This is a genomic window from Pseudomonas guariconensis (assembly GCF_024127895.1).
In the GTDB taxonomy this organism is placed as follows: Bacteria; Pseudomonadota; Gammaproteobacteria; order Pseudomonadales; family Pseudomonadaceae; genus Aquipseudomonas; species Aquipseudomonas guariconensis_B.
In genome coordinates, this window is record NZ_JAMYBK010000001.1 from 37505 (window position 1) to 52326 (window position 14822).

At 65.0% G+C, this 14822-nt stretch carries 12 protein-coding genes; 7 read left to right on the forward strand and 5 right to left on the reverse strand.

Translation table 11 applies throughout. The annotated features are described in order from the left end of the window. Positions 1-11 precede the first annotated feature (11 nt). From NJF35_RS00210 to NJF35_RS00225, 4 genes are all read left to right on the forward strand, one after another. A complete protein-coding gene (locus tag NJF35_RS00210) occupies positions 12-1376 on the forward strand; it encodes a DUF1329 domain-containing protein (RefSeq protein ID WP_225788538.1) in 1365 nt (454 codons plus the stop codon). Between the two features lie 435 nt (positions 1377-1811). After that, positions 1812-4523, forward strand: a complete 2712-nt coding sequence (locus NJF35_RS00215) for a LuxR C-terminal-related transcriptional regulator (RefSeq protein WP_253090563.1) — start codon at positions 1812-1814, stop codon at positions 4521-4523. 157 nt (positions 4524-4680) lie between these two features. After that, entirely contained in the window at positions 4681-6288 is a 1608-nt protein-coding gene (locus NJF35_RS00220; protein WP_225788540.1) for a tetratricopeptide repeat-containing response regulator, read from the forward strand. Then, the gene (locus NJF35_RS00225) at positions 6285-6977 is read left to right on the forward strand and encodes a sensor histidine kinase (protein WP_253081753.1); all 693 of its coding nucleotides are present in this window, start codon (positions 6285-6287) and stop codon (positions 6975-6977) included. The genes NJF35_RS00220 and NJF35_RS00225 overlap by 4 nt, the downstream gene beginning before the upstream one ends. A 19-nt stretch (positions 6978-6996) precedes the next feature. Here NJF35_RS00225 and dctM read toward each other — a convergent pair whose 3' ends face one another. The 3 genes from dctM to dctP all read right to left on the reverse strand — a co-directional run bounded on the left by dctM (position 6997) and on the right by dctP (position 9968). Further along, entirely contained in the window at positions 6997-8280 is a 1284-nt protein-coding gene (gene dctM, locus NJF35_RS00230; RefSeq protein WP_225788542.1) for a C4-dicarboxylate TRAP transporter large permease protein DctM, read from the reverse strand. Then, the gene (locus NJF35_RS00235; RefSeq protein ID WP_225788543.1) at positions 8277-8909 is read right to left on the reverse strand and encodes a TRAP transporter small permease; all 633 of its coding nucleotides are present in this window, start codon (positions 8907-8909) and stop codon (positions 8277-8279) included. The genes dctM and NJF35_RS00235 overlap by 4 nt, the downstream gene beginning before the upstream one ends. Before the next feature lie 63 nt (positions 8910-8972). After that, positions 8973-9968, reverse strand: coding sequence for a C4-dicarboxylate TRAP substrate-binding protein DctP (dctP, locus tag NJF35_RS00240; protein ID WP_225788544.1), 996 nt, complete (start codon positions 9966-9968; stop codon positions 8973-8975). A 176-nt stretch (positions 9969-10144) separates the two neighbouring features. Between dctP and NJF35_RS00245 the strand changes: the two genes are divergently transcribed. Both NJF35_RS00245 and NJF35_RS00250 read left to right on the forward strand, forming a co-directional pair. Then, a complete protein-coding gene (locus tag NJF35_RS00245) occupies positions 10145-10789 on the forward strand; it encodes an MBL fold metallo-hydrolase (protein WP_253081755.1) in 645 nt (214 codons plus the stop codon). A gap of 94 nt (positions 10790-10883) precedes the next feature. Further along, positions 10884-11603: an OmpA family protein gene (locus tag NJF35_RS00250; RefSeq protein ID WP_225788546.1), complete on the forward strand. Its 720-nt coding sequence runs from the start codon at positions 10884-10886 to the stop codon at positions 11601-11603. Positions 11604-11828: 225 nt separating this feature from the next. Here the strand turns inward: NJF35_RS00250 and pta are convergent, their stop codons facing one another. Together pta and NJF35_RS00260 are read right to left on the reverse strand one after the other, a co-directional pair. Further along, positions 11829-13919 carry a phosphate acetyltransferase gene (gene pta, locus NJF35_RS00255; RefSeq protein WP_253090564.1) on the reverse strand — a complete coding sequence of 697 codons (2091 nt, stop codon included), beginning with the start codon at positions 13917-13919 and terminating at the stop codon, positions 11829-11831. A 31-nt stretch (positions 13920-13950) separates the two neighbouring features. Continuing rightward, positions 13951-14253, reverse strand: a complete 303-nt coding sequence (locus NJF35_RS00260; protein WP_225788662.1) for a DUF3565 domain-containing protein — start codon at positions 14251-14253, stop codon at positions 13951-13953. Between NJF35_RS00260 and NJF35_RS00265 the strand changes: the two genes are divergently transcribed. Next, positions 14252-14737: a peptidylprolyl isomerase gene (locus NJF35_RS00265; protein WP_225788548.1), complete on the forward strand. Its 486-nt coding sequence runs from the start codon at positions 14252-14254 to the stop codon at positions 14735-14737. The genes NJF35_RS00260 and NJF35_RS00265 overlap by 2 nt on opposite strands. Positions 14738-14822: the final 85 nt, after the last annotated feature.

Genomic DNA, 14822 nt, shown 5'->3' on the forward strand with positions numbered 1-14822 from the left:
GACGACACAGAATGAACAAGACCAGAAGTCTGCTGCAAGCCGGTGTGCTGGGCCTGTCCCTGCTGGCGACCAGCGTCATGGCTGCGGTTTCCGCCGACGAGGCGGCCAAGTTGGGCACCACCCTGACCCCGATGGGGGCGGAGAAGGCGGGCAATGCCGATGGTTCCATCGGCCCGTGGGAGCCGTTGTCCAAGACCGCGGGCAGCGCCGATGCCAAGGGGTTCCTGTCTGACCCATACGCCAGCGACAAGCCGCTGTTCACCATCACCGCGCAGAACGTCGACCAGTACAAGGACAAGCTGTCCCCAGGCCAGGTGGCGATGTTCAAGCGCTATCCGCAGACCTACAAGATCCCGGTGTACAAGACCCATCGCGGCTCGACGGTGCCCGATGAAGTCTTCGCCGCCATCAAGGAGAACGCCACCAAGACCACCCTGGTCGAGGGCGGCAACGGCCTGAACAACTTCCGTACCGCCATCCCGTTCCCGATTCCCAAGAGCGGCATCGAGGTGATCTGGAACCACATCACCCGCTACCGGGGCGGCAGCGTGACCCGCCTGGTGACCCAGGCCACGCCGCAGCAGAATGGCTCCTATAGCCTGGTGTACTTCCAGGACCAGTTCGTCTTCCGCGACCGGATGAAGGACTACGACCCGAACAACCCAGGCAACGTGCTGTTCTACTTCAAGCAGAAGGTGACGGCGCCGGCGCGCCTGGCCGGGACCGTGCTGCTCGTCCACGAGACCCTGGACCAGGTCAAGGAGCCTCGCAAGGCGTGGATCTACAACGCCGGCCAGCGCCGCGTGCGCCAGGCGCCGCAGGTGTCCTACGACGGGCCAGGTACCGCCGCCGACGGCCTGCGGACGTCCGACAACCTGGACATGTACAACGGCGCACCGGACCGCTACGACTGGAAGCTGGAAGGCAAGAAGGAGATGTACATCGCCTCCAACAGCTACAAGCTCGACGATCCGAAGCTCAAGTATGCCGACATCCTCAAACCGGGCCACATCAACCAGGACCTGTCTCGCTACGAGCTGCGCCGTGTGTGGCATGTGGTCGCCACCCTCAAGCCGGGGCAGCGGCACATCTATGCCAAGCGTGACTTCTACATCGACGAGGACACCTGGCAGGCCGCGGTGATCGACCAGTACGACGGGCGCGGGCAGCTGTGGCGCGTGTCCGAGGCCCATGCGCAGGACTACTACAACGTGCAGGTGCCGTGGTACACCCTGGAAGCCATCTACGACCTGCAATCGGGGCGCTACCTGGCGCTGGGCATGAAGAACGAAGAGAAGCGTGCCTACGACTTCGGCTTCAGTGCCAGCAAGAGCGACTTCCAGCCAGCTGCGCTGCGCCAGGAGGGGGTGCGTTGAGGCGGGTGTGATGAACCTTGTGTGATCTCCCGAAAACGCCCCGGCTTGCCGGTAATGCTGTTCACTTAAGCCATTGGGGCCGCCTTGCGGCCCTTCGCGGGCAAGCCCGCTCCCACAAGTACGCTGCAAACCTCAAGGAATGCACGATCCTGTGGGAGCGGGCTCGCCCGCGAAGGGCTGCAAGGCAGCCCCAATCGATGTCACATCAGACTTAAGTGAACAGCATTACGGCTTGCCGGGGCGTTTTCGTCATGTGCCTTGGTCGGCTATGGGACGCGAAGCAGTTCCTATCCCAAAGAACTGTAAGCACTGTTTCTTTTTGTCGTAGTCTTTTTCAGCGCAAACCCACCCCATCATCTTCAAATGCGCTGCGTTACCCGCTAGTCTCGCAACCATCCATACCGCCGAAATTCTTCCAATCAGAACGAGCCGGCCATGACAGATCTGTCCCGTACGCATGGATTCGCCAGTCAGGCCATGGGCCTGCTGGACGGGCGTTTCTTCCGGCCGCCCCTGCCTGATGGCCATGTGCCCAGGGCGCGGTTGTGCCAACGGCTCCAGTCCGGCCTGAGTGGCCGTCTGCTGCTGGTCAACGCCCCGGCGGGTTTCGGTAAGAGTTCGCTGGCCATCGAGTTCTGCCAGGCGTTGCCTGGCCACTGGCGCAGCCTCTGGCTCGGCCTGAGCCAACGCGATGCCGACCCCGGCCGTTTCCTCGAGCGCCTGCTCGAAGGCCTGCAGCAGTTCTGTCCGGCCCTGGGTGGCCAGGCCATGGGCTTGCTGAAGATGCGCCAACGCCACCAGCCGTTCGCCTTCGAGGAGTGGCTCGATGGCCTGCTCGACGAGCTCGCCCTCTACCTGCAAGCCGATACCCCCCTCTTGCTGGTGCTGGATGACTATCACCTGGCCCAGGGGCCGGTCCTCGACCGCTGCCTGCAGTTCTTCCTCAATCACCTGCCAGGCGGGCTGGTCCTGCTGGTCACCAGCCGCCAGCGGCCGGACTGGCACCTGGCGCGGTTGCGCCTGTCGCGTCAACTGGTGGAGCTGAACGAACAGGACCTGCGCCTGACCCCCGAGGAGGCCCTGGCCGTGATCGGCCGCCAGCCCACCGGCCTGCGTGGGCAAGCGCTGGACAACCTGATCCAGCGCAGCGACGGCTGGGTCGCCGGGCTGCGTTTCTGGCAACTGGCGGCCAGCGAGTCCGGCGACGACAATGCCTTGCCCCAGGCCCTGCACGGCGGTGAAGGGCTGATCCGTGACTACCTGCTCGAGGAAGTCATCGAGATCCTGCCCACGGATGTGCAGGCCTTTCTCTACGACACGGCCTGCCAGGAGCGCTTCTGCGCCGAGCTGTGCGACGCCCTGCGCGAGCGCCAGGACAGCGCCAGCATCCTGCGTTACCTGCAGGCCCACCAAGTGTTCCTGGTGCCGCTGGACGAGCATGGCCACTGGTTCCGCTACCATCACCTGTTCTCCGACCTGCTGCGCAGCCGGCAGGCCAGCGAACCCCTGGCGGCCTTGCACCTGCGCGCCTGCCGCTGGTTCCAGGTGCAGGGGCTGCTCGACGAGGCGGTGGAGCAGGCATTGCGCGCCGGCCACCTGGATGTGGCGGCCGATCTGGTGCAGAGCCTGTCGGAGGAGCAACTGCTGGCCGAGCAGAATGTCGGCATGCTGCTGCGCTGGAAGATGGACCTGCCCGACAGCCTGCTGATCAGCACCCCTCGATTGATCGTCCTGTACAGCTGGGCACTGGGGTTGGCCTGCCAACTGGACGCGGCCGAGGAGCTGGCGGCCTACCTCAGCCGCTTCCTGCCAGCCCCGTCGGCCACTGCACAGAAATCCATGCTCGCCCAGTGGCTGGCTCTGAGCGGGGTCATCGCCCGTGGCCGTGGCGATCGCCAGCGGACCCTGGCCTATTGCGGCGAGGCGCTGCAGAGCCTGCCATACAAGCGCTATGGGCAACGCCTGGTGTGCCTGTCGACGCTGTCCAACCTGGCGATCGCCGATGCCGACTTCTGGCGGGCGCGGGGCTGGAACCGCGAGGCCCTGGAGCTCGCCCAGCGGGTCGGCAACCCGCTGTTCGAAGCCCTGGCCCACTATGACCGGGCGCGGGTCCTGCATGCCCGGGGCGAGGTATTGCGTGCCCTGGACGAGGTACGCCAAGGGCTGCAACGCTTGCAGGGGCTGTCGGCGCAGCGCCTGTATGCGGTACGCGCCAGGCTCACCCTGTACGAGGGCTACCTGCTGGTGGCGCGGCTGCAACCGGCCCAGGGCCGCGCACGGCTACGCGCCGGGCTCAGCGAGGCACGTGCCTGTCGCGACATCAGCGTGTTGATCGGCCATTGCGTGATCGCCTCGCTCGATGGGCGTGAAGGCCGTTTCGCCGAAGCCTTCGCCGAGCTGGCCGAGGCCGAGCGGTTGATGCATATCTGGGACGTGCCGCCGATCTTCTACCTGGCCATGATCACCCTGGTGAAATGCGAGCTGTGGCTGGCCCAGGGGCGTACGGATCTTGCCGAGTCCTGGCTGTTGCGCCTGGGCCAGACCTACGGCGGCGAGCAGCCTGCGGCCGCACCGGAGTTCCACCCCCTGCTGCCGTTGCACATCGAGTTGCAGCAGGCCCTGCTGGAGCGTGTCCTGGGGCGTCCGGACGCGGCCGCCGAACGCCTGCAGGCGCTGGTCGAGCGTGGCCTGGCCAGTGGCGGGATGATGCTGGCGGTCAGTGCCTTGTGCCAGTGGACCGCCCTGTCGCTGGGCGAGGGGCGCGAGCAAGAAGCCGCCAGCGTGCTGCCCAGGGCACTGGAGGCGGCCCAGGGCGGCGCGTTGCAGCCGTTCCAGCGCTTGATCGAAGACCATCCCCACTGGTTGCGCGAACAACTGGCCGCGCGCCCGGCCTGCCTGGTCCAGGCTGAGCTGCTGGCGCGCCTGCCGCGGCCCCAGGCCAGCGACGCGGCCGAGGCCCTGAGCGGCCGGGAGCTGGCCGTGCTGGAACTGATTGCCCAAGGATGCTCGAACCAGCAGATCAGCGAGCGCCTGTTCATTTCCTTGCACACCGTCAAGACCCACGCCAGCCACATCAACAGCAAGCTCGGTGTAGAGCGGCGAACCCAAGCGGTGGCCAAGGCCAAGTCCCTGGGCCTGTTGGCCTAGCTCCCGGAGCGTGGGGGCGGTAAAATAGTGGCATTAAGCCATTGCTGCTGGCGCCGTCTATTCCGGGCTCATCTTTCCCCACCCGCTGCCGATACGCTGTTCGGCGGTACGCATCGCCACGCGCCATTTTCCACCCACTCCACTACAGGTCGTGTTGATGCTGCAGTACGGGCAAAAAAGCTTTCTGATCGTCGACGACTTCACCGACTTCCGTACGTCGACCCGTTCGATGCTCCGTGAGCTGGGCGTGCGTGATGTGGACACCGCCGACAGTGGAGAGCAGGCCCTGCGCATGTGTGCGCAGAAGCGCTACGACTTCATCCTCCAGGACTTTCACCTGGGCGATGGCAAGAAGAATGGCCAGCAGGTGCTCGAGGACCTGATCCTCGACAAGCTGGTCAGCCATGAGTGCGTGTTCATCATGGTCACTGCCGAGAGCAGCCAGTCCATCGTCCTCAGCGCCATCGAACACGAACCCGATGCCTACCTGACCAAGCCGTTCAACCGCGTCGGCCTGGCCCAGCGCCTGGAGAAGCTGGTGCAACGCAAGACCTTGCTCAAGCCCATCCTGCAGGCCCTGGACCGTGAGCGTCCGGCCGAGGTGCTGGCGGCCTGTGCCGAGCTGTGCCGGAAGGACCCGCGCTTCGCCCCGTTGTGCCTGCGCTACCGGGCTGACGCCTTGCGCAACCTCAATCGTTTCGACGAGCTGGAGAAGTTCCTCAAGGCCATTCTCGCCAGCCGGCCCCAGCCCTGGGCGTATTCGGCGCTGGGCAGCCTGCTGCACAAGCGTGGCCAGCATGCTCAGGCCCAGGGTGTGTACGAACAGGCGCTCAAGGCATTCCCGATCATGCCGGGGCTGTACGATGGCATGGCCGAAGTGCTGGTGGCCCAGGGCGAGACCCGGCGAGCCCAGCACATGCTCGAAGAGGCGGTACGCCTTTCGCCCCTGGCGGTGCGCCGCCAGGCGGCGCTGGGCAAGCTGGCGCTGGACAACCAGGACTTCGAGAGCGCCTCGAAGGCCTATCGCCACGCGGTGAACCAGGGCCAGAGCTCACGCTACAAGAACCCGGAAAGCAACCTGGGCCTGGTCCAGGCATTGATGAGCAAGAACATCGGCAATGGCCTGGATGCGCGAACCCGCGTCGAGATCAACACGGTGCTCAGCGAGGTGGCCAAGGAGCATGTCGAAGACCAGGGGTTGCAGGTCCGTGCGCGCTTGATGAAGGCCGCCAGCCTGCAGCAGGCTGGTGACCCGGAGACGGCCGCCAAGCTTACCGACCAGGCCATGCAGCGGCTGGAGAAGATGGACCAGTTCTTCTCCGTCGAGGCGGCGCTCACCGTGGCCAAGCAGTTGCAGGCGCTCGGCCAGCCGTCGGCGGGCACCACGATCCTCAAGGGCTGCGTGGAAACCTATGGCGACGATCCCAAGGTCATGCAGAGTGTCGCCAAGCTTACCAGCGACCCGGTGGTGCTCGGTGCCGTCACCGAGGCGGTCGACCTCAACCGCCAGGGCGTGCGCAGCTACCAGGCCGGTCAGCTCACCGAGGCCCTGGAGATGTTCCGCCGGGCATTGTCGTTGCAACCGAAGAACATCAGCATCGCTCTCAACACCACCCAGGCGCTGTTGCGCATTGCTGGCCAGAGCCCATCGCCTGCGATCATGCAGGAGTGCCGCGACTGCCTGCAGAGTGTCGCTGGGATTCCCGCTAGCGACAGCCGCTACGAGCGCTACCGCAAACTGCATATCCGGGTCTTCGGCGCATGAACCACAACGACCAGGGGCTGGATTTCTCCACGGTGATCGCCTCCACCGTGCACGACATGAAAAACTCGCTCTCGGCCCTGATCCAGGCCCACGACCAGTGGCTGGCGCGCCTGCCCGAGGCCCTGCGGGGGGGCAGCGAACAGGGGGTGATGGAGCACGAGTTCCGCCATTTGAACGGCATGCTGGTGCAACTGCTGGGCCTGTACAAGCTGGGGATCAACCAGTTGCCGATCTGCCCGGACTACCACGAGTTGGACGACTTCATCGAAGCCCAGCTCGCTGTCCACCAGGAGGTGCTCGAGCACCGCGATATCCTTGCCACCTGGCGTGTCGACAGCGATAACCCGCTGGGCTTCTTCGACCGTGAGCTGGTCGCCTCGGCGGTGTCCAACGTACTCACCAATGCCATCCGCTACGCCAGCCATGCCCTGTTGATCAGCATCGAGGAAGAGGGGGAGCAACTGGTGATCAGCATCAACGATGACGGCGCAGGGTATCCCGCGCGCATGCTCGAGCCTGAGCAGGAGCATGCCCTGGGTATCGACTCGCGCACAGGCAGCACCGGCCTGGGGCTGCACTTCGCCGCACGCATCGCCGCGCTGCATGAGCGCGACGGCGTGCGGGGGCGGATCGAGATCGCCAACGGCGGGCCGCTTGGCGGTGGGTTGTTCAGGCTGTACCTGCCATAGCGTCCCGACGCGATAGCCTTCAGCCCATGCCCAGCGCGTTGGGCAGCACCAGCGAGATCCACGGCACATAGGTGACCAGGATCAGGAACAGCAGGAGCAGGAGCAGCCAGGGCGCCGCTGCGCGTACCGTCGCCGTCAGGGGCATGCCCGTCACCGCTGAGGTGACGAACAGGTTCAGCCCAACCGGTGGGGTAACCAGGCCGATCTCCAGGTTGACCACCATGATGATGCCCAGGTGGATCGGGTCGATGCCCAGTTGCATGGCGATCGGGAACAGGATCGGCGCCAGGATCAGGATGATCGCCGAGGGTTCCATGAAGGCCCCCGCCACCAATAGCACCAGGTTCACCACCAGCAGGAAGGTCACCGGCGTCAGGCCTGCATCGAGAACCCAGGCGGTGATCTGCTGGGGGAGCTGCTCGGTGGTCAGGACATGGGCGAAGAGCATGGCGTTGGCGATGATGAACATCAGCATGATGCTCAGCTTGGCGGACTCGAGCAGCACCTTCGGGGCTTCTCGCACGCTCATGTCACGGTAGACGAACAGGGCGATGAACGCCGAGTAGACCGCGGCCACCGCTGCCGCCTCGGTAGGGGTGAACATGCCGGTATAGATGCCGCCGAGGATGATCACCATCAGCAGCAACCCCCAGATCGCCTTGCGCGCCGTACTCAGCCATTCCCGCAGGGTAGCGCGCGGCAGGGCGGGGAGGTTTTTCTTCACGGCGATGATGTAGATGGCGATCATCAGGATCAGGCCGAGCATCAGGCCAGGCACCACCCCTGCCATGAACAGCTTTCCGACCGACGTCTCCGTGGCGGCGGCGTACACCACCATCACGATCGAGGGCGGGATCAGGATGCCGAGCGTACCGGCGTTACAGATGATCCCTGCACCGAAGGCTTGTGGATAACCGGAGCGGACCATACCCGCGATGGCGATCGAACCGACCGCCGCCACGGTGGCGGGGCTCGAGCCGGAGAGCGCGGCGAACAGCACACAGGCCAGCACCGCGGCGATCGCCAGGCCGCCCCGTACATGGCCCACGCACGCGTTGGCGAAATCGATCAGGCGCCTGGCCACGCCACCGGTGGTCATGAAGGCACCCGCCAACAGGAAGAACGGGATTGCCAGCAGGGTATAGTGCTCCGAAGTCTCGAACAGCTTGATCGCCAGCGAGCGCACCGAGTCCTGGCTGTACAGCATGATGGTCAGCGAGCCCGCCAGGCCAAGCGAGATGGCGATGGGTACGCCAATGAACATGAGGGCGAACAGCGCGACGAACAGAAAGAGGATGGTCATGGCTTGTCGTCCTCGTGCTCGGTCAGCTTCACTGCCTCCGCTGCCTCGTCCGCCAGGCCCAGGCCGGTCTGGCGACCCTTGAAGATTCGCACCAGGATCTCAGCGAAACGGATGAACATCAGGGCGAACCCCACTGGCACGATCAGGCCGATGTGCCATTGCATGACACCGAAATGCCCCAGGTCCTCGGCGCCGATGCTGGCCTTGAGCAGGGTCTGGATCCACTCCAGGCTGGCGATGCTCAGCAAGGCGGCATAGGCCAGGCAGCACGTGCAGGCCAGCAGGCCGAGGTAGCGCTGGAGGGGTTTGCTGGCCAGCTTCACCAGTGCATCGACACCGATGTGGCCGGCGGTGCGCACGCCATAGGACAGCCCGAAGAAGATCAGCCAGGCGAACAGTGCCTTGGTCAGCGCATTGCTCCATGTCATGGCCTGGGCGGCATCCATGACATGGTCGCCTGCGGCATTGAACAGGTCGGCGCCGGCGCTCCAGTGCTCGGCAAGGCTGTAGAACACGGTGTAGAGGTTGTTGAGGATGACATAGACGAATGTCACCAAGGTCATGGCGGCCAGGAGAAAGACAATGAAGCCTTCCTCGAAATGCTCCCAGATACGTCTCAAGGCATTCATGGGGGGACTCTCCGGTGCGTGACGATGGCTGGCGGCCGGGTTCGGCACTGCCAGCCAACGGGTTCATTGCGCCTGATTGGCCGCTTGGGCCGCTTCGATCAGGTCGGCACCGATATCACCTTCGAATTTCTTCCAGACCGGCCTCATCGCCTGGCGCCACTCCTCGCGTTGCTCCGGCGTCAGGGTGATGATCTCGGTCGTCTTGGCGTCCAGGATGCGCTGCTTGTCGCCCTGGTTGAGCGCTTCGGCCTCTTTGTTCACCTGCGCGGTGACTTCGCTGATGATCTTCTCGAGCTCTGGTTTCACATCCGGCGGTAATCCATTCCAGAACTGCGTATTGGTGATCAGCATGTAGTCCAGTACGCCGTGGTTGGACTCGGTGATGTACTTCTGCACTTCGTGCATTTTCTGGCTGTAGATATTCGAGTACGGATTCTCCGCGCCATTGACCACGCCTGTCTGCAAGCCTTGGTAGACCTCGGCGAAGCTCATCTTGCGCGGGTTGGCGCGCACGGCCTTGAACTGTTCCTCGAGCACTGCGGAAGCCTGGACGCGGAATTTCAGGCCACGGGCATCCTTGGGTTCGTGCAGCGGCTTGTTGGCCGACAGTTGCTTCATGCCGTTATGCCAGTAGGCCAGGCCGGTGATGCCCTTCGACTCCATCGACTTGAGCAGGCCCTGGCCGGCAGGGCTCATCTGGAAGCGGTCGACGGCATTGATGTCGTCGAACAGGAAGGGCAGGTCGAAGAGCTGGACCTGCTTGGTGTACTGCTCGAACTTGGCCAGGGAGGGCGCGATGATCTGCACGTCGCCCAGCAGCAGTGCCTCCATCTCCTTGCCGTCGCCAAACAGCGAGGAGTTCGGGTAGACGTCGACCTTGACCTTGCCTGGCAGGCGTTCTTCTACCAACTTCTTGAACGCCAAGGCGCCTTGGCCCTTGGGGGTGGACTCGGCGACGACATGGGAAAACTTGATGGTGATCGGGTCGGCTGCCTGCGCCAGCGTGGCGCAGCAGAGCGTCAGGGCGCAGCACACAGCCTTGAGTGTGGGAGTGAACATCCAGGTACGTCCTCTTATTGTTGTAGTGGCGAGTTGACCATAAGAGTCTAGGCGTCATTTCCAGGGGTGTTTTGCCTGCGATCAACGATAGCGCCATTGCAGGCTGGCCAACCGAGGCGATCAAGGGTATTAACAGGGGTTGGTTCAACCCCACTGCGTGACTGACGAAGCTGACCATGCCTGCCAATGACACCCCACTGATCCGCGAAACCTTCCCCGTCGGTCCCCTGCAATGCAATTGCACCCTGATCGGCGACCCGCTCAGCAAGAAAGCCATCGTCGTCGACCCGGGCGGTGACCCGGAACAGATCCTCGCGCGCCTGCAGGCCCATGGCCTGACCCTGGTGAGCATCATCCACACCCATGCCCACTTCGATCACTTCCTCGCCTCGGGCAGGCTCAAGGAGCTGACCGGCGCGACCTTGCACCTGCACAAGGACGACCAGCCGCTGTGGGACAACCTGCAGATGCAGTGCCAGATGTTCGGCGTGCCCTATACCCCGGTGCCGCCGCCGGACCGCTGGCTGGACGATGACGAGGAGTTGGCCTGCGGCTGCGGCGTGGCCCTGCATACGCCTGGGCACACGCCGGGTTCGATGAGTTTCTGGTTCGCCGACGCCAAGTTGCTGATCGCCGGCGACACCCTGTTCCGCCGGGGCGTTGGCCGTACCGATTTGTGGGGTGGCGACCAGCGGGCTATCGTTCGCTCCATCAAGGAGCGGCTGTACCGCCTGGATGAAGAGGCGATCGTGGTGACCGGCCATGGCCCGGATACCCGCCTCGGCGAGGAAATGCGCGAAAATCCATTCGTACGGGCCTGAGGATCAGGGAATTTTTCCGTTAGACCATGATCCAAGGCTGGCACAGGTCCGCCCGCGATCCGCTGCACTTTCGAATTTCTGTAGGAGCTTGTCCATGTTCACCATGCGTCGTCTGATTATCGTCGCTACCGCTGCTGCCCTGATGACGGGTTGCGCCAACCAGAACCCCTACGACAACCAGGGGCAGGCGCAGGGTTCCACCGGGATGAGCAAGACCGCCAAGTACGGCGGCCTGGGCGCGCTGGCCGGCGCCATCGCCGGTGCCGCCATCGACCACAACAACCGTGGCAAGGGTGCCCTGATCGGTGCTGCCGCCGTGGGCGCCGCCGCTGCCGGCTACGGCTACTACGCCGACCGCCAGGAAGCGGCCCTGCGCGAGAGCATGGCCAACACCGGCGTCGAGGTGCAGCGCCAGGGTGACCAGATCAAGCTGATCATGCCGGGCAACATCACCTTCGCCACCGACTCGGCGAACATCGCCCCGAGCTTCTATGCACCGTTGAACAACCTGGCCAGCTCGTTCAAGCAGTTCAACCAGAACACCATCGAAGTGGTCGGTTTCACCGACAGCACCGGTAGCCGCCAGCACAACATGGACCTGTCCCAGCGCCGCGCGCAGGCGGTGAGCACCTACCTGACGTCCCAGGGCGTCGACCCGTCGCGCGTCTCGGTGCGCGGCATGGGCCCTGACCAGCCGATCGCCAGCAACGCCGATGCCAACGGCCGGGCGCAGAACCGCCGGGTCGAGGTCAACCTCAAGCCGATCCCGGGCCAGCAGTACGACCAGCAAGGGCAGGTTCAGCAGTATCCGTAAGGCGTCGATAGCAAAAGGGGGCCCTGCACTAACGCTGTTCACTTAAGCCATTGGGGCCGCCTTGCGGCCCTTCGCGGGCAAGCCCGCTCCCACAAGTACGCTGCAAACCTCAAGGAATGCACGATCCTGTGGGAGCGGGCTCGCCCGCGAAGGGCTGCAAGGCAGCCCCAATCGATGTCACATCAGACTCAAGTGAACAGCATTAGCGCGTAGCGGCCCCTTTTTTCACCGCACCGTGCTGGCCTGTATCGCGGTCAGGGCGATGGTATGCACGATATCGTCCACCTGCGCCCCGCGCGGCAGGTCGTTCACCGGCTTGCGCAGCCCCTGGAGCATCGGCCCGAGGCTGACGCAGTCGGCGCTGCGCTGGACCGCCTTGTGGGTGGTGTTGCCGGTGTTCAGGTCGGGGAACACGAACACCGTCGCACGCCCGGCCACCTGGCTTGTCGGGGCCAACTGGCGGGCGATCTGCGGGTTGGCCGCGGCGTCGTACTGCAGCGGGCCGTCGATCAGCAGGTCGTGCTCGGCCTGCTGGGCCAGGCGGGTCGCCTCGCGGACCTTCTCCACTTCCTCGTCGCTGGCCGCCGAATCGCTGGAATAGCTGAGCATCGCCACCCGCGGGGCGATGCCGAAGGCGGCGGCCGACTCGGCGCTCTGCCGGGCGATCTCGGCCAGCTCCGCGGCGCTGGGGTGCGGGTTCATCACGCAGTCTCCATACACCAGCACCTGCTCGGGGAACAGCATGAAGAACACTGACGACACCAGGCTGCAGCCCGGTGCGGTCTTGATCAGTTGCAGGGCCGGGCGAATGGTATTGGCGGTGGAATGCACCAGGCCCGAGACGAGGCCATCGACTTCATCCAGGGCCAGCATCATGGTGCCGATCACCACCGGGTCCTCGAGCTGCTGCTCGGCCATGGGGGCGTTGAGGTTCTTGCTCTTGCGCAGGTCGACCATGGGCTCGACGTAGCGTCCACGGATCAGCTCGGGGTCGAGCACCTCCAGGTCGGCCGGCAGGGTGATGCCCTGGGCACGGGCCACCGCCTCGACGTCCTCGGGCTTGGCCAGCAGCACGCAGCGGGCGATGCCGCGGGCCTGGCAGATCGCCGCGGCCTGCACCAGCAGCGGCTCGGCGCCTTCGGGCAGGACGATGCGCTTGTTGGCCTGTTGCGCGCGCTGGATCAATTGATAACGGAACACCGCCGGTGACAGGCGCAGTTCGCGTGGCGTGCCGCAGCGCTGGTGCAGCCAGGCGGCATCGAGATGGCTGGCGACGAAGTCGGTGATGAACTCGGCACGCTCGCGGTCGTCCACCGGGATCTCGCGGTTGAGTGAATTGAGCTGGTTGGCGGTGTCATAGGAGCCGGTGCTCACCGAGAGGATCGGCAGGCCGGCCTGCAGGGCGCCTCGGCACAGCTCGAGGATGCGCGGGTCAGGCTTGCTGTCGCTGGTCAACAGCAGGCCGGCCAGGGGCACGCCGTTGATCGCCGCCAGGCTCACGGCAAGGATGATGTCGTCGCGATCGCCCGGGGTCACCACCAGGGTGCCGGCCTTGAGCAGCGGCACGGTGTTGGCCACGGTGCGGGCGCAGATGATGATGGTGTTCATGCGCCGCTGCTCGTAGTCACCGGCATTGAGCACCTGGGCACCGAGCAGTTCGGCCACGTCACGGGTACGCGGGGCGTTCAGGTCGGCCTGGTAGGGGATGCAGCCGAGCAGGCGGAAGTCGTCGCCGCGCAGCAGCGGCGAGTGCTCGCGCAGGCGGGTGGCGAAGTCGGCCATGCTCTCGTCGGTGCGGACCTTGTTGAGGATCACCCCCAGCACCTTCGGGTCGCGCGGGCCACCGAACAGCTGGGCCTGCAGCTCGACACGCCCGGACAGCTCGCTGAGCACCTCGTTTTCCGGGGCCGAGACCAGGATCACCTCGGCGTCCAGGCTCTTGGCCAAGTGCAGGTTGACCCGTGCCGCGTAGCTGGCGTGGCGAGTCGGGACCATGCCCTCGACCACCACCACGTCGTTGCCGACGCAGGCTTGCTGGTACAGCCGGATGATTTCCTCGAGCAACTCGTCCAGCTGGCCGTCGCCGAGCATGCGCTCGACGTAGGCCAGGCTCAGCGGCGTGGGCGGCTTGAGGCCGTGGGTGCGGGCCACCAGCTCGGTGGAGCGCTCCGGGCCGGTGTCGCCGGGGTGAGGTTGAGCGATCGGCTTGAAGAAGCCGACCTTCAGGCCCCCGCGTTCAAGGGTGCGTACCAGGCCCAGGCTGATGGAAGTCAGGCCGACGCCAAAATCGGTCGGCGCGATGAAAAATGTCTGCATGCGTGCTTCTCGGAATAAGCGGTGCAAGGAATCAACGGCCAAGGGTATCGCTATCGGCCCCCTGAGCGCACCAGCCGCAGGCGAACGCCTGGCCGATGCGCCGCTCGCGTTCGCGTCGATCGAGCACCCACGGGCGTGCCTGCCACGGTGGCTGGTGGCGCAGGTGCTGGGTATGGCCGCAGGACAGATCGACCACCCAGTGGCCGTCCTCGTCCTGGTGGAACCCGATGATCCGACTGATGGGGCGCTGCTCGTCCGTCGCGCGTTCGCATTCAGGCGGTGCCTTGGTTACACTTGTTCGCTCTACATTCTTTTGCAAAAGGTCTTGCCCCATGCTGATCGCCGCCAACAAGGCTGTCTCCATCGACTATACCCTGACCAACGACGCCGGGGAGGTCATCGACAGCTCCGCCGGCGGTGCGCCGCTGGTGTACCTGCACGGTGCCGCCAACATCATCCCGGGCCTGGAGAAAGCCCTGGAAGGCAAGCAGGCTGGCGATGAGCTGAACGTCACCGTCGAGCCCGAGCAAGCCTACGGCGAGTACCTGGCCGAACTGGTCAGCACCCTGAACCGCAGCCTGTTCGAAGGCGTCGACCAACTGGAAGTGGGCATGCAGTTCCACGCCTCGGCGCCGGACGGCCAGATGCAGATCGTCACCATCCGCGACATCGACGGCGACGACATCACCGTTGACGGCAACCACCCGCTGGCCGGCCAGCGCCTGAACTTCAAGGTCAAGGTGGTCGATGTGCGTGATGCCAGCGACGAAGAGATCGCCCACCGCCACATCCACGGCGAAGGTGGCCATCACCACTGATCTTTCTGCGCTAAGCTCAGGAAGTCGCCAGGCGCTCGGGCAAGCCGGACTCCCCTCGACGAGGGTGAACGGTTTGGCCGCGCGC

What these genes read in the sequence shown, in the direction of transcription:
- NJF35_RS00265 (WP_225788548.1), top strand. Translation starts at nt 14,252, where the DNA reads ATGCTGATCGCCGCCAACAAGGCTGTCTCCATCGACTATACCCTGACC.
- NJF35_RS00250 (WP_225788546.1), top strand. Translation starts at nt 10,884, where the DNA reads ATGTTCACCATGCGTCGTCTGATTATCGTCGCTACCGCTGCTGCCCTG.
- NJF35_RS00245 (WP_253081755.1), top strand. Translation starts at nt 10,145, where the DNA reads ATGCCTGCCAATGACACCCCACTGATCCGCGAAACCTTCCCCGTCGGT.
- dctP (WP_225788544.1), bottom strand. Translation starts at nt 9,968, where the DNA reads ATGTTCACTCCCACACTCAAGGCTGTGTGCTGCGCCCTGACGCTCTGC.
- NJF35_RS00220 (WP_225788540.1), top strand. Translation starts at nt 4,681, where the DNA reads ATGCTGCAGTACGGGCAAAAAAGCTTTCTGATCGTCGACGACTTCACC.
- NJF35_RS00210 (WP_225788538.1), top strand. Translation starts at nt 12, where the DNA reads ATGAACAAGACCAGAAGTCTGCTGCAAGCCGGTGTGCTGGGCCTGTCC.
- NJF35_RS00215 (WP_253090563.1), top strand. Translation starts at nt 1,812, where the DNA reads ATGACAGATCTGTCCCGTACGCATGGATTCGCCAGTCAGGCCATGGGC.
- dctM (WP_225788542.1), bottom strand. Translation starts at nt 8,280, where the DNA reads ATGACCATCCTCTTTCTGTTCGTCGCGCTGTTCGCCCTCATGTTCATT.
- NJF35_RS00225 (WP_253081753.1), top strand. Translation starts at nt 6,285, where the DNA reads ATGAACCACAACGACCAGGGGCTGGATTTCTCCACGGTGATCGCCTCC.
- NJF35_RS00235 (WP_225788543.1), bottom strand. Translation starts at nt 8,909, where the DNA reads ATGAATGCCTTGAGACGTATCTGGGAGCATTTCGAGGAAGGCTTCATT.
- NJF35_RS00260 (WP_225788662.1), bottom strand. Translation starts at nt 14,253, where the DNA reads ATGGGGCAAGACCTTTTGCAAAAGAATGTAGAGCGAACAAGTGTAACC.
- pta (WP_253090564.1), bottom strand. Translation starts at nt 13,919, where the DNA reads ATGCAGACATTTTTCATCGCGCCGACCGATTTTGGCGTCGGCCTGACT.